Origin of the sequence: Sphingomonas tabacisoli (genome assembly GCF_042678385.1) — a bacterium.
Taxonomy (GTDB): domain Bacteria; phylum Pseudomonadota; class Alphaproteobacteria; order Sphingomonadales; family Sphingomonadaceae; genus Sphingomonas_B; species Sphingomonas_B tabacisoli.
This window is the reverse complement of sequence record NZ_JBHUDY010000002.1, coordinates 386,743-406,403: the sequence shown is the minus strand read 5'-3', so window position 1 is coordinate 406,403 and position 19,661 is coordinate 386,743. Positions and strand designations below refer to the sequence as shown.

Annotated in this window: 22 protein-coding genes; 9 read left to right on the top strand and 13 right to left on the bottom strand. The window is 65.9% G+C overall.

What is annotated here, in order from left to right; genetic code table 11:
- Nucleotides 1-82: 82 nt before the first annotated feature.
- From ACFSCW_RS15160 to ACFSCW_RS15140, 5 genes are read left to right on the top strand one after another with little or no spacing between them, the layout of a single operon-like run.
- Nucleotides 83-565, top strand: coding sequence for a UPF0262 family protein (locus tag ACFSCW_RS15160; RefSeq protein ID WP_380890944.1), 483 nt, complete (start codon nt 83-85; stop codon nt 563-565).
- Nucleotide 566: 1 nt separating this feature from the next.
- A complete protein-coding gene (locus ACFSCW_RS15155) occupies nt 567-1,007 on the top strand; it encodes a cytidine deaminase (protein ID WP_380890942.1) in 441 nt (146 codons plus the stop codon).
- A gap of 38 nt (nt 1,008-1,045) precedes the next feature.
- Nucleotides 1,046-1,915 (top strand): AraC family transcriptional regulator, encoded by an 870-nt coding sequence (locus ACFSCW_RS15150; RefSeq protein WP_380890940.1) that lies wholly within the window; start codon nt 1,046-1,048, stop codon nt 1,913-1,915.
- A gap of 30 nt (nt 1,916-1,945) precedes the next feature.
- Nucleotides 1,946-2,500, top strand: coding sequence for a dCTP deaminase (gene dcd, locus ACFSCW_RS15145; protein WP_380890938.1), 555 nt, complete (start codon nt 1,946-1,948; stop codon nt 2,498-2,500).
- A complete protein-coding gene (locus ACFSCW_RS15140) occupies nt 2,497-2,769 on the top strand; it encodes a hypothetical protein (protein WP_380890936.1) in 273 nt (90 codons plus the stop codon). The genes dcd and ACFSCW_RS15140 overlap by 4 nt, the downstream gene beginning before the upstream one ends.
- A 357-nt stretch (nt 2,770-3,126) precedes the next feature.
- On the opposite strand, the gene sdhA is transcribed toward ACFSCW_RS15140, so the two are convergent.
- Genes sdhA through sdhC form a run of 3 tightly spaced genes read right to left on the bottom strand, consistent with a single transcriptional unit; the run spans nt 3,127 to nt 5,719 of the window.
- Nucleotides 3,127-4,917, bottom strand: coding sequence for a succinate dehydrogenase flavoprotein subunit (gene sdhA, locus ACFSCW_RS15135; protein ID WP_380890934.1), 1,791 nt, complete (start codon nt 4,915-4,917; stop codon nt 3,127-3,129).
- On the bottom strand, nt 4,917-5,303 hold the full coding sequence (gene sdhD, locus ACFSCW_RS15130) for a succinate dehydrogenase, hydrophobic membrane anchor protein (protein ID WP_380890932.1): 387 nt from the start codon (nt 5,301-5,303) through the stop codon (nt 4,917-4,919). Before sdhD ends, sdhA begins: the two co-directional genes overlap by 1 nt.
- Nucleotides 5,303-5,719, bottom strand: a complete 417-nt coding sequence (sdhC, locus tag ACFSCW_RS15125; protein WP_380890929.1) for a succinate dehydrogenase, cytochrome b556 subunit — start codon at nt 5,717-5,719, stop codon at nt 5,303-5,305. The genes sdhD and sdhC overlap by 1 nt, the downstream gene beginning before the upstream one ends.
- A 155-nt stretch (nt 5,720-5,874) precedes the next feature.
- On the opposite strand from sdhC, the gene ACFSCW_RS15120 reads away from it, so the two are divergent.
- The 4 genes from ACFSCW_RS15120 to ACFSCW_RS15105 all read left to right on the top strand — a co-directional run bounded on the left by ACFSCW_RS15120 (nt 5,875) and on the right by ACFSCW_RS15105 (nt 9,651).
- A complete protein-coding gene (locus ACFSCW_RS15120) occupies nt 5,875-7,236 on the top strand; it encodes a methyl-accepting chemotaxis protein (RefSeq protein ID WP_380890928.1) in 1,362 nt (453 codons plus the stop codon).
- Between the two features lie 152 nt (nt 7,237-7,388).
- On the top strand, nt 7,389-8,069 hold the full coding sequence (locus tag ACFSCW_RS15115; RefSeq protein WP_380890925.1) for an SDR family NAD(P)-dependent oxidoreductase: 681 nt from the start codon (nt 7,389-7,391) through the stop codon (nt 8,067-8,069).
- Nucleotides 8,059-8,988 carry a 50S ribosomal protein L11 methyltransferase gene (locus ACFSCW_RS15110; protein WP_380890922.1) on the top strand — a complete coding sequence of 310 codons (930 nt, stop codon included), beginning with the start codon at nt 8,059-8,061 and terminating at the stop codon, nt 8,986-8,988. The genes ACFSCW_RS15115 and ACFSCW_RS15110 overlap by 11 nt, the downstream gene beginning before the upstream one ends.
- A 33-nt stretch (nt 8,989-9,021) precedes the next feature.
- On the top strand, nt 9,022-9,651 hold the full coding sequence (locus ACFSCW_RS15105) for a TIGR02117 family protein (protein WP_380890921.1): 630 nt from the start codon (nt 9,022-9,024) through the stop codon (nt 9,649-9,651).
- On the opposite strand, the gene ACFSCW_RS15100 is transcribed toward ACFSCW_RS15105, so the two are convergent.
- The 10 genes from ACFSCW_RS15100 to ACFSCW_RS15055 all read right to left on the bottom strand — a co-directional run bounded on the left by ACFSCW_RS15100 (nt 9,635) and on the right by ACFSCW_RS15055 (nt 19,655).
- Nucleotides 9,635-10,240, bottom strand: coding sequence for a CHRD domain-containing protein (locus ACFSCW_RS15100; protein ID WP_380890918.1), 606 nt, complete (start codon nt 10,238-10,240; stop codon nt 9,635-9,637). The genes ACFSCW_RS15105 and ACFSCW_RS15100 overlap by 17 nt on opposite strands.
- A gap of 101 nt (nt 10,241-10,341) precedes the next feature.
- A complete protein-coding gene (gene ligA / locus ACFSCW_RS15095; RefSeq protein WP_380890917.1) occupies nt 10,342-12,426 on the bottom strand; it encodes an NAD-dependent DNA ligase LigA in 2,085 nt (694 codons plus the stop codon).
- A complete protein-coding gene (locus ACFSCW_RS15090; RefSeq protein ID WP_380890914.1) occupies nt 12,423-13,412 on the bottom strand; it encodes a restriction endonuclease in 990 nt (329 codons plus the stop codon). Before ACFSCW_RS15090 ends, ligA begins: the two co-directional genes overlap by 4 nt.
- A gap of 10 nt (nt 13,413-13,422) precedes the next feature.
- Entirely contained in the window at nt 13,423-15,078 is a 1,656-nt protein-coding gene (recN, locus tag ACFSCW_RS15085) for a DNA repair protein RecN (RefSeq protein WP_380890912.1), read from the bottom strand.
- A gap of 61 nt (nt 15,079-15,139) precedes the next feature.
- Nucleotides 15,140-15,919: an outer membrane protein assembly factor BamD gene (locus ACFSCW_RS15080; RefSeq protein ID WP_380890910.1), complete on the bottom strand. Its 780-nt coding sequence runs from the start codon at nt 15,917-15,919 to the stop codon at nt 15,140-15,142.
- Between the two features lie 33 nt (nt 15,920-15,952).
- Nucleotides 15,953-16,303: an Mth938-like domain-containing protein gene (locus tag ACFSCW_RS15075; RefSeq protein ID WP_380890909.1), complete on the bottom strand. Its 351-nt coding sequence runs from the start codon at nt 16,301-16,303 to the stop codon at nt 15,953-15,955.
- A 2-nt stretch (nt 16,304-16,305) separates the two neighbouring features.
- Nucleotides 16,306-17,271, bottom strand: coding sequence for a protein translocase subunit SecF (gene secF, locus ACFSCW_RS15070; RefSeq protein ID WP_380890906.1), 966 nt, complete (start codon nt 17,269-17,271; stop codon nt 16,306-16,308).
- Nucleotides 17,271-18,860 carry a protein translocase subunit SecD gene (gene secD, locus ACFSCW_RS15065; protein ID WP_380890903.1) on the bottom strand — a complete coding sequence of 530 codons (1,590 nt, stop codon included), beginning with the start codon at nt 18,858-18,860 and terminating at the stop codon, nt 17,271-17,273. The genes secF and secD overlap by 1 nt, the downstream gene beginning before the upstream one ends.
- Nucleotides 18,860-19,201, bottom strand: coding sequence for a preprotein translocase subunit YajC (gene yajC / locus ACFSCW_RS15060; RefSeq protein ID WP_380890901.1), 342 nt, complete (start codon nt 19,199-19,201; stop codon nt 18,860-18,862). The genes secD and yajC overlap by 1 nt, the downstream gene beginning before the upstream one ends.
- Before the next feature lie 226 nt (nt 19,202-19,427).
- The gene (locus ACFSCW_RS15055; RefSeq protein WP_380890899.1) at nt 19,428-19,655 is read right to left on the bottom strand and encodes a twin-arginine translocase TatA/TatE family subunit; all 228 of its coding nucleotides are present in this window, start codon (nt 19,653-19,655) and stop codon (nt 19,428-19,430) included.
- Nucleotides 19,656-19,661: the final 6 nt, after the last annotated feature.

Sequence of the window (19,661 nt, the reverse complement as noted above, 5' to 3'; positions counted from 1 at the left end):
AAGCCAACAAGGCTGTGGATCGAATTGGGGAAGGCGGCGCTCCGGTTGAGCGGGTCGCCAGAACGCCCTACAGCCGGGACGAATGGCCGATCCGCGCATCATCGATGTCGAGCTCGACGAGCGCACCATCCTGTGGCGCTCGGCCGATGTCGAGCAGGAACGGCGCATCGCGATCTTCGACCTGCTGGAAGGCAATTATTTCGCGCCTCAGCGGGAGCATGACGACGGCTACAAAGGTCCATACCGGATCAAGCTGCGCGTCGAGGAAGGGCGGCTGGCGCTCGACATGTTCCGTGAGGACCACTCGCACCTGGAGACTCTGGTGCTGGCGCTCGGCCGGTTCCAGCGACCGATCCGCGAGTATTTCGCGATCTGCGACAGCTATTACCAGGCGATCCGCAACGCATCGCCGCAACAGATCGAGACCATCGACATGGCGCGCCGCGGCATCCACAACGACGCCGCCGAGCTGTTGAAGGAACGCCTGTCCGGCAAGGTCGAGGTCGATTTCGACACGGCGCGGCGGCTGTTCACGCTGATCTGCGTGCTGCACATCAAGGGGTGAGATGAAGAGAGACGAACTGATCGCGGCCGCGCGCGAGGCCGCCCGCAACGCCCATGCGCCTTATTCGCGCTTCGGCGTCGGCGCGGCGCTGCTACTCAGCGACGGCACCATCGTCACCGGCAGCAATTTCGAAAACGCCAGCTATGGACTGTCGCTCTGCGCGGAGACCGTGGCGCTGGCGAAGGCGAGCAGCGAGGGGCGGCTCCGCGACGTGGTCGAGGTCGCCGTGATCGGCGGCGCGATCAAAGGCGGCGCACTCACCGGCATCAGCACGGTCAGCCCCTGCGGCCGCTGCCGACAGGTGCTGAACGAAGCGGCGCAACTGAGCGGCCGCGACCTCGTCATTCACTGCGCCGCAGCCGAAGGCGCGGCGGTCGCCACCTATCGTCTGTCGGAGTTGCTGCCCCACGCGTTCGGCCCGGCCGATCTCGGCATCGGCTGAAGGCAACTCCGCTGGCCGCGCATAGTTTATCCAAGTCGATGCCGTCATTCGACGTCGACTTCTGGGTTCCGGACTCCCGGCTGGAAGGTCTGGTCTCCGGCTATCATCGCTATGCCGTGGCCTTGCCGGCTGGCGAGCGGCATCGCGACGTGTTCTTTCCGGCATGGGCGAATCTGCGCTTTCACGTCGCGGGCGATTTCTGGCGCGTGCGGATCGGCGGGCAGAGTTTCGACGTGCCGCGGGCGGCGCTGTTCGGCCCGACCAGCCATGCAGGCTACAGCGACGGCGCGAACGGCACTGTCGTCGGCGCCGGCCTGACGCCACTCGGCTGGTATCGGCTCACCCGCCGCGCCGCCGGCGATTTTGCCGATCGCGTGACGCCCCTCGACGTGCTGCTCGGTGACGATGCGTCTGTGCTGCTCGATGCCGCGTCCGCGCCCAAGGAGGCGATCAAGCGCGGCTTCGATGCCCTGCTCCTTCGCCTGCTCGCCAAGCCGCGCACCGATGAAGCGCGCATCGCACAGCTCCATCGCTATCTGATGAACCCGCCCGAAGGCGGCGTCACCGATATGGCCGAACGCCTCGGCCTGTCCCACCGGACCCTCAATCGGGTCGCACTCGCGGCGTTCGGCTTTGGGCCCAAGCTGCTGATCCGCCGTGCGCGCTTCCTGCGGTCGCTGATGGCGTTGCGCGATGCCGGCCCGGACACCTGGGCATCGCGCATCGAAAGCAGCTATTACGACCACTCCCATTTCAACCGCGACGCGCAGGAATTTCTCGGCATGTCGCCCGGCGAGTTCCTGCGGATGCCGAAGCCGCTGAACGACGCCTCGGCCCGCCTGCGCACCAAAATCCTCGGTGCCCCCGCCCAGGCGCTGCTCCAGCCCCGATTGACCGGAACCGCCTGACCCCCGAAAGGACGGCGGGGAGGCTGCTTAATGTCGATTCTGTCGGACCGCTGGATCAGGACCCAGGCGCTTGAGCACGGCATGATCGAGCCGTTCGTCGAGAGCCAGCGGCGCGAGGGCTGCATCAGCTACGGCCTGTCCAGCTACGGCTATGACGCGCGCGTGGCCGACGAGTTCAAGATCTTCACCAATGTCGACAACGCAATCGTCGACCCCAAGGACTTCGCCGCCAACAGCTTCGTCGACCGCAAGACCGACGTGTGCATCATCCCGCCCAACAGCTTCGCGCTTGCCCGCACCGTCGAATATTTCCGCGTGCCCCGAGACGTGCTCGTCATCTGTCTCGGCAAATCGACCTATGCCCGCTGCGGCATCATCGTGAACGTGACCCCACTGGAGCCAGGCTGGGAAGGCCATGTCACGCTGGAATTCTCCAACACCACCCCACTCCCCGCCAAGATCTACGCCAACGAAGGCGCCTGCCAATTCCTCTTCCTGCAGGGCAACGAGCCGTGCGAAGTCAGCTACGCTGACCGGGCAGGGAAATATATGGGACAGCAAGGCGTGACGCTGCCGCGCCTTTGACGATGGTCGTCAAATCAACATCCTCCTATAATCACCAGATGACGGATATGCAGACCATTGATGCAGCAGAGCTGGGAGCTGCCGGGCAGGGGCTCATCGGAAGTAGCGAGCATTCTGTGATTGCCGTGCTATCCAACGGACAACCGACAGCTTATCTCGTCTCCGCTGCAGCATGGGAAGCGTTGCTGGAGCTGGTTGAACTGGTGCGGCAGCGAGAAGGGCAGGAGGCGATTCCGGTATCGCTCGACGAGCTCGTGAACGAAAATTAAGTCGGTAGCTAGCCCGAAGAATTCAGCGAGATAGTTTGGTTGTCGGCAAACAAACGGGGACTGCGAAACGTACCCGTGATTCACCGACTTGCTTAGCACCCTTGTCACTTTCGCCTCGCAGCTCGATCACCTTAAGGCTCCCTCCGCCAGTTCGGCTGCTGGAGCTAGAGTGCTCAACGGTTACGGCGACGTCAAAAATAACTTCCGAAATAGGAATGGAGTCAAAGGCATCGCCCTTTTCTCCATCCATTGGATTTATGAAGCCATACCGCCCAGATCCCCGCTGGTCGTCTGCGGCTTTGGTCACGCCCCGCATGATCTCGGACAACGTCTCCGCGACGAAGTCACTGAGCTGCATCAATACACCCGCTTCTTCGGCTTGATGTATTCGACGTCGTCGGTGAGCGTGTAGTCGTGGACCGGGCGGTAGTCGATCGACACCGCCTCGCCCGCGCCTAGCCATGCGATCGTGTGCTTCATCCAATTCGCGTCGTCGCGGTCCGGATAGTCCTCGTTGACGTGCGCGCCGCGGCTTTCCTTTCGGTTGGCGGCCGAGTGCATCGTCACCACCGCCTGGGCCAGCAGATTGTCGAGCTCCAGCGTCTCGATCAGGTCGGTGTTCCAGATCAGCGAGCGATCGGTGACGTTCACGTCCGTAAGGCTCTTCGCCACCGCATCGATCTTGGCGACGCCTTCGGTCAGCAGCTCGTTGTTGCGGAACACGGCGCAATGCGCCTGCATCGTGCGCTGCATGTCGAGCCGGATTTCGGCGGTCGGCGAGCCGCCGTTGGCGTGGCGGAAGCGGTCGACGCGCGTCAGCGCCTGCTCTTCCGAGCCCTTGGGCAGCGGGTTGTGCGGCGTGTTGGGTTTCAGGATTTCGGCGATGCGCAGGCCGGTCGCGCGGCCGAACACGACCAGGTCGATCAGACTGTTGGAGCCGAGCCGGTTGGCGCCGTGCACCGAGACGCACGCCGCCTCGCCGATCGCGAACAGGCCGGGCACGACCGCGTCCGGATTGCCGTCCTTCAGCGTCACCACCTCGCCATGGAAGTTCGTCGGGATGCCGCCCATATTATAGTGGACGGTCGGGGCCACCGGCAGCGGCTGGCGCGTCAGGTCGACGCCGGCGAAGATCTTGCCGGTCTCGGTGATGCCGGGCAGCCGCTCGTGCAGCACCTTGGCGTCGATATGGTCGAGGTGAAGGAAGATATGGTCCTTCTCCTTGCCGACGCCGCGTCCTTCGCGGATTTCCATCGCCATCGAGCGCGACACCACGTCGCGCGAAGCGAGGTCCTTCGCCGACGGCGCATAGCGCTCCATAAAGCGCTCGCCTTCGGAGTTGGTGAGGTATCCGCCCTCGCCGCGCGCGCCTTCGGTGATCAGCACGCCGGCACCGTAGATGCCGGTCGGGTGGAACTGCACGAACTCCATGTCCTGCAGCGGCAGTCCCGCGCGCAGCACCATGCCGCCGCCGTCGCCGGTGCAAGTGTGGGCGGAGGTCGCGGTCCGATAGACGCGGCCGTAACCGCCGGTCGCGAGCACGACGCTATGCGCGCGGAAACGGTGGATCGTGCCGTCTTCCATGCACAATGCAATCACGCCGCGGCAGACGCCGTTTTCCATGATCAGGTCGAGCGCGAAATATTCGATGAAGAAGTCGGCGTCGTATTTGAGGCTCTGCTGATAGAGCGTGTGGAGCATCGCGTGCCCCGTGCGGTCCGCCGCCGCGCAGGTGCGCTGGGCGGGCGGGCCTTCGCCCATATTCTGCATCATGCCGCCGAACGGGCGCTGGTAGATCTTGCCTTCGGTCGTCCGGCTGAACGGCATGCCGGCATGCTCGAGCTCGTAGACCGCCGCCGGCGCCTCACGGACGAGATATTCGATCGCGTCCTGGTCGCCCAGCCAGTCCGACCCCTTAACGGTGTCGTACATGTGCCAGGTCCAGTGGTCCGGCCCCATATTGCCGAGCGAGGCGGCAATGCCGCCTTGCGCCGCGACCGTGTGGCTGCGGGTCGGGAACACCTTGGTGATGCAGGCGGTCTTGAGGCCGGCGCCCGCGATGCCCATCGTCGCGCGCAGGCCTGCGCCACCGGCGCCGACCACCACCGCGTCATAGGTATGGTCGATGATCTTGTATGCGTCCGGCATCAGGCCGCACCCCCGGAGAAGGCGATTTTCAGGATCGCGAAGATCGCGAACCCGGCCATCGCTATCGAATAGAAATTGAGAAGCACGAGCGCGACGACCCGCGTCTCGTCATGCTGATAGTCCTCGATCACGACCTGCAGCCCCAGCCGGAAATGCCAGAACACGCTGATCACCAGCAGGATCATCGGCACTGCGCCCAAAGGCGAAGACAGCCAGGCGATCACCGAGGCGTGATCGTAATGCGGCAGCCGCAGCAGCGAGAAGATGAACCACAGCATCAGCAGCAGGTTGGAGCCTGCGGTCAGCCGCTGGATCCACCAGTGATGCGCGCCTTCCTTGGCGGAGCCGAGGCCGCGGACGCGGCCGATTTCGGTGCCCGTGCCCATCAGCCCTTCACTCCGATGATATAGCCCCAGACCAGGACGGTCGCGACGACAGAGAAGACGAACGTCGCCTGCGCCGACATCTTGTTGCTCTTCAGCTCATAGTTCGCGCCGACATCCAGGAAGAAGTGGCGGATGCCCGATCCCATGTGCTGGAACAGGGTCCAGGTCAGGCCGATGCCGAACAGATAACCGAAGGCGTTCAGCTTGCCAGAGCTGACCGTGAAAAGGTTCGTGAAGGCGTTGTACGCCGCCTCTCCGCTGGCGGCTGCGACCAGCCACCAGACGAGCAGGATCGCGCCGACTGTCGCCAGCCCGCTGCCGCAGACGCGGTGGACGATCGAAACCGCCATGTGAGGGCCCCAGCGCCAGATCGTCAGATGCGGCGAAAGTGGCCGGGTGCGATTGCTGCTGCTCATCCGAGCCCCCGTTTCAAGGTCGTTATGCGGGGCCGTCTTAATCAAAGCCGCGCCGCTTGCAACGGTGCCGCGCCTTTCGGTGCGTGTTTAACCCCGGCTTTACCACCGCCGCCCTACGACGTGGCCCGATTGGCGTATCGAAGGAATAACGTGACGTGAGCTCGAAGACGGCCCCGAAGACCTCCGCGTCCCACGCGGACATCTCGATCCCGGTGCGGGAGCGGCTGCAGGAGTTCGATCGCAGCGGAACGCTCGCCACCGATCTGCGCGAAGCCTATGAGATTCTTCGGCCGCATGAAGAAGAGATCGCACGCACTTTTTGGGCGGCACTCAATGCGTCGCCCCACGTCCGCAACAAAACCACCGGCGACCTGCTGGCCGAACGCATTCGCATAAGCTGCGACTATAGCCGCGAGAAATTCACCAATGTGGGCCAGCAGCGCTGGGCCGACCTCGCGCTGACGAATACCGCGTGGAGCGAGCGCGAGGGGATACCGTTGTACGCGATGCTCGCCGCCTATGCCGACGGCTACGAACTCATTATCCAGACGCTGCAGAAGAGCTGCGGCGAGGATAGCGGCCGGCTCGTGCGTCTCGGCGGCGCGATCCGCCGCCTGGCGATGATCGAGGCGGAAATTATGGCCGCCTTCGTCAGCGAATATCGGGCCCAAGAAGCCACAGAGAGCCGGACTCACCAGGCCGGCGATTTCCAGGCGCGGATCGCGTCGGAAGTGTCGTCCGCCGTCAATGTGGGCGAGTCGCTGCGCAGCCAGGCGGCCGACGCGTCGGTCGCGGCGCGCGGGATGCTCGGCAAGGCTTCCGAGGTGGCGGCCGCCGCCGAGCAATCGGCCGTCGCGATGCGCGAAGCAGCGCACACCGCCGCCGGCCTGATCCGCGCGATCGAGGATGCCCGCAGCGAAGTCGAGACCGCCGCCACGATCGCGACTCGCGCGGCCTCGCAGGCGTCGGACGCGGTCAGCGTTTCGGAAGCCCTCTCGAACCACGCGCAATCGATCGAATCGATCCTGGGCCTGATCCGCGACATTGCCGGCCAGACCAACCTGCTGGCGCTGAACGCGACGATCGAGGCGGCACGCGCCGGAGACGCCGGCCGCGGCTTCGCCGTCGTTGCGCAGGAAGTGAAGAGCCTCGCCAACCAGACCGCGCGCGCGACCGACGACATCGCAGCCAAGATTGCCGCGATCCAGGCCGCCACTCGCACGACGGTCGACGCGAACAGCTCGATCCGCGACACGGTCGGCGAGGTCCAGCAATCGGCGGACCGCATCCGCTCGGCAATGGAAATGCAGGCGCAGACGGTCACGATGATCACTGCCGCCGTCGACGAGACCGCGCTCGCCGCCGACTCGATGAGCTCGACCATCGCGTCCATCCGCTCCGATACCGAAACCGTCGCCAGCGAAATCGACCAGCTCGAAACCGGCTTCCGCAAAGTCGACGCCCAGCTCGGCCACCTGAAGACCGCCGCTCAGGATTATGTGAAGCTGGTGGCGTAACCTAAGCCCCTCCCCTTCAGGGGAGGGGACGGGGGTGGGGGCGCGCGTCCGCGCGCCCAACAGCCTCAAGCCGCACTGACAGTCCCACCCCAACCCCTCCCCTGAAGGGGAGGGGCTTACTTCGCCCATCCTTTCCTTCTAACCGCCGGCCCATGACCAACATCCTCCTGACCGGCGCGTCGCGCGGCATCGGCGCAGCCTGTGCCGAAGCTCTCAAGTCCCAGAACCTTGTCGGCACCAGCAGCGCCGATGGCGACCTCTCCGACCCCGCGACGCCACGCCGCCTGTGGGAGTCGGCGCTCGAACGGCTCGGCGGGCGGATCGACGTGCTGGTCAACAATGCCGGCGTGTTCGAAGCGGCGCCCATCGACCTCGATCACGACGAATGGGTCGGCCAGTGGGAACGCACGATGCGGATCAACCTGACCGCGTCCGCCGAGCTCTGCCGCCTCGCCGTCCTCCACTTCCGCGAACATGGCGGCGGCCGCATCGTCAACGTCGCCAGCCGCGCCGCCTATCGCGGCGACTCGCCGGCGCATTGGCACTATGCCGCGTCCAAGGCGGGCATGATCGGCATGACCAAGTCGATCGCGCGCGGTTTCGCCGCCGAGAACATCCTCGCCTTCGCCGTATGCCCGGGTTTCACGATGACCGGCATGGCGGAGGACTATCTGGCCAGCCGCGGCGGCGACAAACTCCTGGCCGACATCCCGCTCGGCCGCGTCGCCATGCCGGAGGAAGTCGCGAGCGCCGTCCGCTATCTCGCGCTCGAGGCCCCGCCCTCGATGACCGGTGCCGTCATCGACATCAACGGCGCCAGCTATGTCCGATAGCTGGAAGACGACGCTCCCCTGCACCCGCGCCGAAGCCGAGGCGATCGACGCGGGTGCGATCGAGATCGACGCGGTGCTGATGACGACCGAAATGGTCGAGGACGATGTCGAGCAGTGGCGGCTCGACGCCTATACCGACGACGAACCCGATGCGGCGATGATTGCGGCCATCCGCGCCCTTGCGCCCAGCGCAGCCGCTATCGAGCCAACTGTCGAAAAGCTCACCGACGCCGATTGGGTCGCGATGAGCCAGGCTGGGCTCGAGCCGATTCGCGAAGGCCGCTTCATCGTCCACACCCAGGCGCACCCGGTTGAGCCCGGCCCCGGCGAACGCGCTTTCCTGATCGACGCCGGCCAGGCGTTCGGCACCGGCCATCACGGCACGACATCCGGTTGCCTCGCCATGCTCGACCGCCTTGCCGACCAGCGGTTCGACAATATCATCGACCTCGGCACCGGCACTGGCCTGCTCGCCTTCGCCGCCCGTCATCTCTGGCCCGAAGCGCGGGTGACCGCGACCGACATCGATCCCGTCGCCATCGAGGTGACGCGCGAGAATGCCGCGCTGAACGGTGTCGAACGCGTCGACCTGATCGTCGCCGACGGCGCCCGCGCCCCAGCGATTTCCGAGGCCGCCCCCTGTGACCTGATCATCGCCAACATTCTCGCCGGCCCGCTGATCGCGATGGCGCCCGAGATCGCCGCGATCGCCGCGCCCCACGCGACGATCGTGCTCGCCGGCCTCCTCGCCAACCAGGCCGACAAGGTGATCGCCGCCTACCGGGCCGCCGGCTGCACATTGGAGCAATCGGAAACGCGCGGCGACTGGACGATCCTGCGCCTCACCGCCGCCGAAGTGCCGGTGACGCACCTCAACTCGGACGACACCGGCCGCGAGAATTGGGCGCGCGACATCTAGCGCCAATGCCGGCTTCGCTGGCATGAGGCGCACGTGATCCGCGCGCTGCAGGCCATCCTGCTCATCCCCCTGCTCTACCTCGCCGCGGGTGCGCTCGGCGGGGCGATCCCGCTGAACCGCGGGTGGCAAGAGCCGGAGGACGGCATCACCATCTATGTCGCAACCAACGGCGTGCACACGGGGCTTGTCGTCCCCACCCATGCCGGCGGCGTGGACTGGTCGGGGATCGCCCGCCCGGAGCACATTCGCGACCCGCGCTATGCCGGGCGCTGGCTCTGGTTCGGCTGGGGGGAGCGCGATTTCTACGTCAACACGCCCACTTGGGCAGCGCTGTCGCCGCGCACCGCGCTCCACGCGCTGATCGGCAGCGACCGCACGTTGATGCATGTCGATCACCTGGTCGAGCCCTGGGGCGACGCCCGCCCCGTCCGCCTCACGCCCGATCAATATCGGCGCCTGTCAGCCGACATCCTCGCCAGCTTCGACTCCGCCGATCGCCGGCCGATCCCCGGCTATGACGTCGCCGACGTCTTCTACCCCGCGCGCGGCCATTACGACGCGGTGCGCACCTGCAATTGGTGGACCGGCCGCAGGCTCGCCGCGGCCGGTGTGCGGATCGGCGCCTGGACCCCGTTCAGCGCCACCGTCATGCAGTGGTTCTGAGCGCCCTCGGCCGCGACCGCAGCACGCCGCCCGCCAGGCCGAAGCCCGCGATCATCAGCGCCCAGCTTGCCGGCTCGGGAACGCTGGCGAACAACTGCCCGCGTATCTCACCCCCCGGGAACAGGCTGGTGTGGATGTTCAGATAGGCTTGCGTCGCCGCCAGCCCCGCCAGGAAATCCGTACGCGCCTGAGTGACGTTGCCGCCATGCGCGGTGACGAACGCCGGGTTGTACGAACTGGCTTGCGTCAGGTCGAACGTCTGGTCGTATGTCCCGGACGTCACGCCCAGCGGAAAGTTCGGAAAGGTCGGTGTCGTCGTCGCCACCTGTGCGTTGGTGCCGAGCGCCTGGCAGCAATGGATATGCGAGGCCGTGGTGGTGCCGACCAGGCCCGAGAAACTGACTTGCACCCGCATCATGTTGGTGACGTCATTGACCGTCACGGTCGCGGAGCCCGTTCCCGGCGACGCCGCCGGCGGAACTTCGTTGCTGGCTCTGAGCGCGGCCGAATAGACGATCACGGCCGCAGATGCCTGTGCGCCGACCAGCGCGAGGCCCGCGGTCAGCAAGACGAGAATAGGACGAATCACGGCAAGTCTCCCCTTTAGAGACGACCGCAACGCGACTGGCACGATGAAGAGGCGCATCGCGCGCCACTCGTTGCACAACCGAAATTGAGCGTTCCGGTTCCCTATTGGGCCGCCGCGAAGATCTCCGCCCAGCCGGCCTCGTCGACGACGCGCACGCCCAACTCTTCCGCCTTTTTGAGCTTGGAGCCCGCCCCCGGTCCGGCGACGACTAGATCGGTCTTGGCGGAGACCGATCCCGCCACTTTCGCGCCCAGCGAAAGCGCTTGCGCCTTGGCCTCGTCGCGCGACATGGTTTCCAGCGTGCCGGTGAACACCACCGTCTTGCCGGTCACTTCGGACGCGCGCTCCTTCGCTTCGAACGGCTTGGGCGAAACCACGCTCAGCAGATCGTCCCAGACCTCGCGGTTATGCTCCTCAGCGAAAAAGTCGGCGAGAGACTGCGCGACCACCGGTCCCACGCCCTCGACATGGGTGAGCTGATCGAACTCGGCCGGGTCACTCGCCGCGGCGCTCGCGACGCGCGCCAGCTCCTCGACCGTACCGAAATGCCGCATCAGGTCGCGCGCGGTGACGGTGCCGACATGGCGGATGCCGATGCCGAACAGGAAGCGGACCGGATCGGGCGTGCGCTTGTCGGCGATCGCGCGCAGCAGATTGCCGGCCCAGACGCGCCCGTCCTTCTTGCGCGCGACAAGCTGCTCTTCGGTCAGCCGGAAAATGTCGGCCGGGCTGTGGATGAGGCCGTCGTGGAAGAAATCCTCAATCTGCTTGCCGCCCAGCCCCTCGATGTCCATCGCGCCGCGGCTGACGAAATGCCGCAGCCGCTCGACCCGTTGGGCCGGGCAGATCAGGCCGCCGGTGCAGCGGATATCGACCTCGCCTTCCTCGCGAACCGCGTCCGATCCGCATTCGGGGCAGACAGTGGGGAAGACATAGTCCGGCCGCTCCTCATCCGGCGTCAGATTCTCGAGGATCTGGGGGATCACGTCGCCGGCGCGCTGCAGCGTCACTCGGTCCCCGGGGCGCACGCCCAGCCGCGCGATCTCGTCGGCATTGTGCAAGGTCGCGTTGGTGACGACCACGCCGCCGACCGTCACCGGCTCCAGTCGTGCCACCGGCGTCAGCTTGCCGGTGCGCCCGACCTGAATGTCGATGGCGAGCAAGGTGGTCTGCGCGCGCTCGGCCGGGAATTTGTGCGCAATCGCCCAGCGCGGCGCCTTGGCGACCTGCCCCAGCCGCGCCTGCCAATCGAGCCGGTCGACCTTGTACACCACGCCGTCGATGTCGAACGGCAGGTCGGCGCGCATCGCCTCGATCTTGCGGTAATGCGCCAGCGCCGCGTCGACGCTCTCCACGCGCACTAGCAGGTCGGTCACTGGCACGCCCCAGGACCGGATCGCCTCGATCACGCCATATTGCGTGTCGGCCGGCAGCGAAGACGCCTCGCCCCAGCCATGCGCGAGAAAGCAGAGCGGCCGGGAAGCGGTAACGGACGGATCCTTCTGCCGCAGCGATCCCGCCGCGGCGTTGCGCGGATTGGCAAACACCCGCTCCCCCGCCAGCCGCTCGTTGAGCGCTGCGAAGGCGGACTTCGCCATGTAAACTTCGCCGCGGATTTCGAAGGTGTCCGGCACGTTCCCCGGCGAAGGCCGGGGCCTAGACGACTGTGCCGATGGGCCCCGGCCTTCGCCGGGGAACAACGTGTCCGGAATCTCCCCGATCGTCCGCACATTCGCGGTCACATCCTCACCAACCGTCCCGTCCCCCCGCGTCGCCCCGAGCACCAGCCGCCCGCGTTCATACCGCAGCGAGCAGGACAGCCCGTCGATCTTCGGCTCCGCGGTCAGCGCAACCGGCTCGTCTTCGGAGAGATTGAGGAACCGCCGCACCCGCCCGACAAACTCGCGCACATCCTCGTCGGCAAACGCGTTATCGAGGCTAAGCATCGGCCGCGCATGGGCCACCTTGGCGAGATGCGCCGCCGGCGCAGCGCCGACCAGCTTCGAAGGCGAATCCGCCCGCACCAGCGCCGGAAACTCCGCCTCCAGCGCCGCATTCTCCCGCACCAGCGCGTCATAGTCAGCGTCCGAAATCTCGGGCGCGTCCTCGCTGTGATACAGCCGGTTATGCCGCGCGATCTCAACGGCAAGAAAGGCAAGACGCTCGGCGGCTTCGGCTTCGGTCATGCGGGCCAATAAATACGGGTGAGCGGAAGCAAAGCGCGACCGCGTTCATCCAGTGTGTGGTAGTTATCGACCAACGCCCGTGCGAGCCCATCGAGTGTCATTAGATGAGTGACCGTAGCGGCTCTCTCAGCTTCGAAATGCGCCTCGCGGCTGAATCCCCCAGTGCTCACATAGAGGCCACGATCTTCGGCGTGCCGTCCGCCCAAAAACGCCCTGATTTCCGGGGCACCCATCTGTCCTTTCCGATGCTTGACCTCGACTACGATCCTGGGCGCCTCAAAACCGAAGCCGTCGCGCGATGCGACAATATCCTTTCCTCGATCAGGCCCCGTCGGCGATACAATAGTGCGATAGCCCAAGCTCCGCAGGAGAGCTGCAACGATCTCCTGCATATCTTCCCAAGCTAAGCCGAGCAGCCTGTCTTTGATGCGCTCTAGCGCTTGGTCCTCTATAGCGGCGTAAGGATCATCGGCTTCTGCGACTTCGGCGCCGGCCGATTTTTCCAGCTGTGGCGCCGCCCTTTTCCCTTGCGCGAGCGCGCGAAGTTCCGCCCCAGTGACCTCCGGCACGGCGATAACCGTAAGCAGAGAACCTAGCCTGTTGCGGGCATCGGCGCTCAGAACATCGCGGCTCACCGAAGATTTCCAACTCACGCTACGAAAGGTCGGCAACTCCGGTATGGTCTGAGGATCGTAAACGGGTTCACCGGTGACAACACCAATATGGTAGAGGCGCTCGATTGGATCATAAGTGATGACTTCATCGCCGACTTTCATTTCACCGAGGAAACGCCATACGTTGCCGCCGCCGACTTCATTCTGTTTCTCGGTCTGCTCTGGATAACCGCGCGAAACTTGCTCGATGGCGGCAGCCCGTGATCGGCAGGTGGTTGGATCTCCCATCTCCCGCCACCCAATGGCTACGCGTGCATTATCCAGGAATTGGCGTGATAATCGACTTCTCTTCCCGGCGTTGACCTTCCACATTCTCATCCCCCTACGCCGCCTCCAACAACCGCTCCGCCTGCGCCCTTGCTTCGTCCGTAATCGTCGCGCCCGACAGCATCCGGGCGATTTCCTCGCGGCGTTCGCTTTCGTCCAGCGCGCGGACGCCGGTGCGGGTGACGAGGCCGTCATGGCTCTTGGCGATCAGCCACTGGCGGCCGCCGCGCGCGGCGACCTGCGGACTGTGCGTCACGACCAGCAATTGCGCTTTCTCCGCCAGCCGGGCGAGGCGTTCGCCGATCGCGCTCGCCACCGCGCCGCCGACTCCGCGGTCGATCTCGTCGAAGATCATCGTCGCGGCGCCGCCTTCCTCCGCCAGCGCGACTTTCAGCGCCAGGATGAAGCGCGACAGCTCGCCGCCGCTGGCGATTTTGGCGAGCGGCCCGAACGGCGCGCCGGGGTTGGTCGCGATCAGGAACTCGACCCGGTCGCGCCCGGCGGCGCTCCATTGCTCCTCGGGCAAGGTCTCGACCGAAGTGCGGAACCGCGCGGCATCCAGCTTCAGCGGCGCCAGCTCGCCAGCGACTGCCGCATCGAGCCGCGCCGCCGCCCTGGCCCGGCCGTCGCTCAACGCCTCAGCGGCTTCGGCATAGGTACGCCGTGTTTCGGCAACGGCACGCTGGAGCACCGCGATCCCCTCGCCCCCAGCCTCGATCGTGTGCAGCCGCCCCGACAGCTCTGCCGCCAGCTCCGGCAGACCATCTACCGTCACGCGGTATTTCCGCGCCAGCGCGCGCAGATCGAACAGCCGCGCCTCGATCTCATCTAGCCGCGCCGGGTCGTGTGCCAGCGCTTCTTTCGCCTGCTCGATCCGGTCCTCGGCTTCGGACGCCTCAATCACCGCGCGGTCGAGTGCGGACAGCGCCTCGGCCAGCAGCGGATGCTCCGGGCCGAGCCGGTCGAGCCGGCGCGCCGCCTGGCGCAGATTGGTGAGCGCCCCGCCCGATCCTTGCAGATGCTGGTCGAGCGCAGCCAGATCGTCGGACAGCCGCGCGCCGCGCTGCATGTTCGCCCGCGCCTCGGCCAGCGCATCCTCCTCGCCCGGCTCCGGCGCGGCGGCAGTCAGCTCGGCAACCGCATGCTCCAGCCACTCGCGATCGCGCGCGGCAGTCTCCAGCTCTTCCTCGGCCTTCGCCAGCGCCGCCTCCGCCTCGCTCCACGCCTGATGCGCACGCGACACGGCGGCAGTGTCGAGCTTGCCGAACGCATCCAGCAGCGCCCGGTGGCCCCGCGCGTTGAGCAACCCGCGATCGTCATGCTGGCCGTGGATTTCGACCAACGCCGCGCCCAAATCGCGCAGCAGGCCCGCCGACACCGGCTGGTCGTTCACGAACGCGCGGCTGCCGCCATCGGCACGCACCGTCCGCCGCACGATCAGCGGCTCGCCGCCCTCCAGTTCGATGCCGCTTTCGGACAAGAGATCGACGATCGCGGCCGGCGGTTCGAACGTCGCCGTGACCGCCGCCTGCGCCGCGCCTTGCCGGACCAGTCCGCTGTCTGCCCGGCTGCCGAGCGCAAGCCCCAGCGCATCGAGCAGGATCGACTTGCCCGCCCCGGTCTCGCCGGTCAGCACGCCGAGGCCGGGCCCGAAACCGAGATCGAGCGCTTCGATGAGCACCACATCACGGATCGAGAGGCCGGTCAGCATGGGCGTTGATTAGCGTGAGAACGAAGCGGGACCAACACCCCTTCGTCTCCCTCGCCGCGGATCACGAAGTCGCCGGATGCTCCTGCATCAGCTTGTACGCGCGCTGATACCATTCGCTGCCGGGATAGTTGGAGCCGAGCACCGCCGCCGCCTTCTTCGCTTCCTCGGGGATGCCAAGCGCGAGATAGCTTTCGGTCAGGCGCTCCAGCGCCTCGGGCACGTGCGTCGTCGTCTGATAATCGTCGACGACCTTGCGGAAGCGGATCGTCGCAGCGAGCCATTGGCGGCGGCGCTGGTAGAAGCGGCCGACTTCCATTTCCTTGCCCGCCAAATGGTCCTGCACCAGATCGACCTTCAGCCGCGCATCGGCGGCATAGTCGGTGTTCGGATAGCGACGAATCAGCTCGCCCAGCGCGTCGAGCGCCTGCTGGGTGATCTTCTGGTCGCGCGTCACGTCGCTGATCTGCTCGTAATAGTCGAGCGCGACGAGGTAATAGGCGTAGGGCGCGTCCTTGTTGCCTGGATGCACCGCCAGGAAGCGCTGCGCCGACGCGATCGATTCGGTGTAGTCGCCCGCCAGATAATAGCTGAAGGCACCCATCAGCTGCGCGCGCCGCGCCCACACCGAATAGGGGTGCTGGCGCTCGGTCTCGTCGAAAAGCTGCGCCGCTTCCTTGTAGCGGTGCTGGTCCAGCCGGGTCTTCGCCGCGGTGTAGAGCGAGTTCACGTCGCGCGCGACGTAAGCCACATCCTTCTTGCTTCCCCGGCCCGTCGCGCAGGCGGTGGTCAGCAGGGAAAGGCCGATAAGGGCGACGAAAGGCTTCAGCACGGACATACGCATCGGAGGCGGGTTCTAGCGAGGGGTCGAGGAAAGTTAAAGCGGCATCAGCGCAGCCGCGATCCAGCGATCCTCGGCGCGAAGCACGCCCCAGGCGCGGGCGGCGGCGCGGCTGTCCATCGCCTCGACGCCGATACCGCGCGCGTCGAGAGCCATGACCAGCTCTCGCGATGGCCGGACGAGGCTCGCGCCGGTGCCGATCAGGATGAACTCTGGACCGACCGCGGCGAGCGGCTCCAGCGCTTCAAGGGTCAGCGAACCGTCCCAGGGCCGCCACCATTCGGGCGTGAGCAGCGCGCCGCCCTGGCTCGCCTCGCCGTCGATCTTGAAGCCCGCGCCGGCAAAGCCGGTAATCACCGGCCCGCTTGCGCGCGGGCTGGGGTCCATCTTCACCTCTTGCCGAGCTTCACGTTCGGAGAGGCCGGCTCGTTCTTGTCGCCGCCGACCGGCGCGCCGGGGCGCAGGCCCAGCGTGATCAGCAGCGACGACGAGACGTAGATCGACGAATAGGTGCCGATGATGATGCCCAGGATCATCGCCGCGGTGAAGCCGCGCAGCACATGGCCGCCGAAGATCAGCAGCGCGCCCAAGGCCAATAGGATCGTCAACGACGTCATGACGGTGCGCGGCAGCGTCTCGTTGACCGACAAGTCGATCAGCGCCTTCATGTCCATCTGCCGGTATTTCCGCATATTCTCGCGGATGCGGTCGTCGATGACGATCTTGTCGTTGATCGAATAGCCGATGATGGTCAGCACCGCGGCGACGATGTTCAGGTCGAACTCGAGCCGGGTCAGCGCGAAGAAGCCCAATGTCATCAGCACGTCGTGCATGATCGCGACGAAGGTCGAGACGCCGAACTGCCATTCGTAGCGCAGCCACGAGAACACCGCGATGCCCAGCACCGCGAGCAGCACGGCGAGCAGGCCGTTGCGGATCAGCTCGCCCGACACCTTGCCGGAGACGGTGTCGTAGCGCGTGAACTGCACGTCCGGATAGACTTGGGTCAGCGCGACCTTGACCCGATTGACCACGCGGTTGGTCGCGCCTTCGTCGGCATTCTGGGGAAGCGGCAGGCGGATCGAGACGGTCTTCGGATCGCCGAACGTCTGCAGCGAGCCTTCGCCGACGCCCAGGCTGTCCACCGTCGAGCGGACCTTGTCGAGGTGCGGCGGCTGGTCGAACTTCGCCTCGATCATCAGGCCGCCGACGAAATCGACGCCCAGGTTGAGCCCGCGCACGCCGACCAGCGCGATCGCCGCGAGCGTCAGCAGCGCGGTGATCCCGAACGCCCATTTGCGTAGCGAGACGAACGGCAGGTTCGTGTTGTCGGGGATGAGCTTCAGGTGGCGCATCAGATATTGATCTCGGTCGGCCGGTTGCGGCGGATCCAGCCGGCCACCAGCATGCGGGTGAAAGTGACGGCGGTGAACACCGATGTGACGATGCCGATCAGCAGCACGACCGCGAAGCCCTTCACCGGCCCGGAGCCCAGCACGAGCATGATCAGGCCCGAGATCGTGTGCACCGTGTTCGCCTCGAAGATGGTGCGCGACGCTTCCTTATAGCCGAGCTCGACGGCCTGCACGACGCCGCGCCCGCGCCGCTTTTCCTCGCGGATGCGCTCATTGATCAGCACGTTCGCGTCGACCGCGGTGCCGATCGTCAGCACGAAGCCGGCGATGCCCGGCAGAGTGAGCGTCGCGTTCAGCAGCGACATCACGCCCAGAATGACGAACACGTTGATGACCACGGCGAGGTTCGCGTAGATTCCGAACCGGCCGTAGGTCACCAGCATGAAGGCGACGACGAGCACTACCGCGATCACAGACGCGGTGATGCCGGCCTTGATCGAATCGGCGCCGAGCTGCGGGCCGACCGTGCGCTCCTCGATCACTTTCAGGTCCACCGGCAGCTTGCCGGAGCGCAGCGCGATGGCGAGCTGGTTGGCGCTGTCGACGGTGAAATTGCCGGAAATCTGCGCTTGGCCGCCCAGGATCGGCTCGTTGATGTTCGGCGCGGAGATCACGCTGTTGTCGAGGATGATCGCGAACGGCTTGTTGACGTTCTCCTGCGTCACCTTGGCGAAACGTCGTCCGCCCTGGCCGTCGAAGCGGATGTTGACGACTGGCGTGTTGTTGCGCTGGTCGAAACCCTGCTGCGCGTCGATCAGTTGGTCACCCGAGATCAGCACGCCGCGCTTCACCGCGATCTTCGGCACGCCGAGCGGATTGTCGGGATAGGGGAGGATCTGGCTGCCGACCGGGGCGCGGCCCGCCGCCACATCCGAAGGCGAAGCGGTCACGTCGACCAGCTTGAACTCCAGCTTGGCGGTCTTGCCGAGCAGGTTCTTGAGCGCTTCCGGATTCTGCAGCCCTGGCACCTGGACGACGATGCGGGTCGCGCCCTGGCGGATGATGGTCGGCTCTTTGGTGCCGAGCTGGTCGATGCGCTTGCGGACGACTTCGGTCGCGACTTCCATCGCCTTGGCAACGGCATCGTTCTTGCCCGCTTCGGTCGGCGTCATCACGATGCGGTTGGTATCGACCACCCGCACGTCCCAGTCGCGCTGGCCGGTGACGCCGATGCCCGTGGTCTGCTTCCGCGCCAGCTCGACCGCCTGGTCGACCTTGGTCACGTCGCGCACGAAGAAGTTGAGCTGGCCGCCGGTGGACGAAATATCGCCGATCTCGATTCGGGGCTCGGCGCGCCGCATTTCGGTGCGGATCGTCTCTTCCATCTGCTCGAGGCGCTGCTTCTGCAGGCTGGTCGCGTCCGCCTCCAGCAACAGGTGCGAGCCGCCCGACAGGTCGAGACCCAGATTGATGCGCGGCGCCTTGAACGGCATCAGCCGCTCGGGAACGAAGCTCGGCACGGCAAGCAGGATGCCAATCAGCAGCAGGCAGATGGTGCCGGCGACCTTCCAGCGGGGGAAATCGAGCATCAGTCGTTCGCGGGCTTGGAGCCGCCGAGCGGCGTCACGTCGGTCAGCGTCGACTTGACCGCACGAACGCGAACCTGCGGCGCAAGCTCAACCTCGACATGGGCTTCCTCGACTTTGGTGACCTTGCCGACAAGGCCGCCGCCGGTGACGACGGTGTCGCCTTTCTTCACCGCGCCGATCTTGGTCTGGTGCTCTTTCATCCGCCGTTGCTGCGGACGGATCAGCAGGAACCAGAAGATGACGAAGATGGCGACAAGCGGCACCATCTGGATGAAGAATGCGGCGCTGGAACCGGAAGCCGCGCCATTGGCGGCCTGTGCGTAAGCGGGTGATTCGAACATCGTGCGGTTGGATGCCTGAAATGCGGTCAGCCGGCCCCCTAGCCGGCTTCAAAGGCGCGCGCCTATCACGGGGTGCGCGGGGGGGCAATGGTGACGAGTATGGGGGCACACCACCACCACGGTTCGGGCTGAGCTTGTCGAAGCCCTCCCTTTCTTTAAGCACCGCGCTTCAAACAGAAGGGAGGCCTTCGACAAGCTCAGGCCGAACCGGTTTTTTGGATTGCATTCAATCCGGACGAACCGGCGTGCTTTCCTCAGTCGTCACCGTCCGCGGCTTGTCCAGCGCCTCGACGCGGCGTTCGGTGCGGGGCTCGTCCTCTTCGGCCATGCCCTTCTTGAAGCTTTTGATGCCCTTGGCGACATCGCCCATCATGTCGGAAAAGCGGCCCTTGCCGAACAGCAGCATCACGATGATGCCGACGACCAGCCAATGCCAAATACTGAAACTGCCCATGTCGAT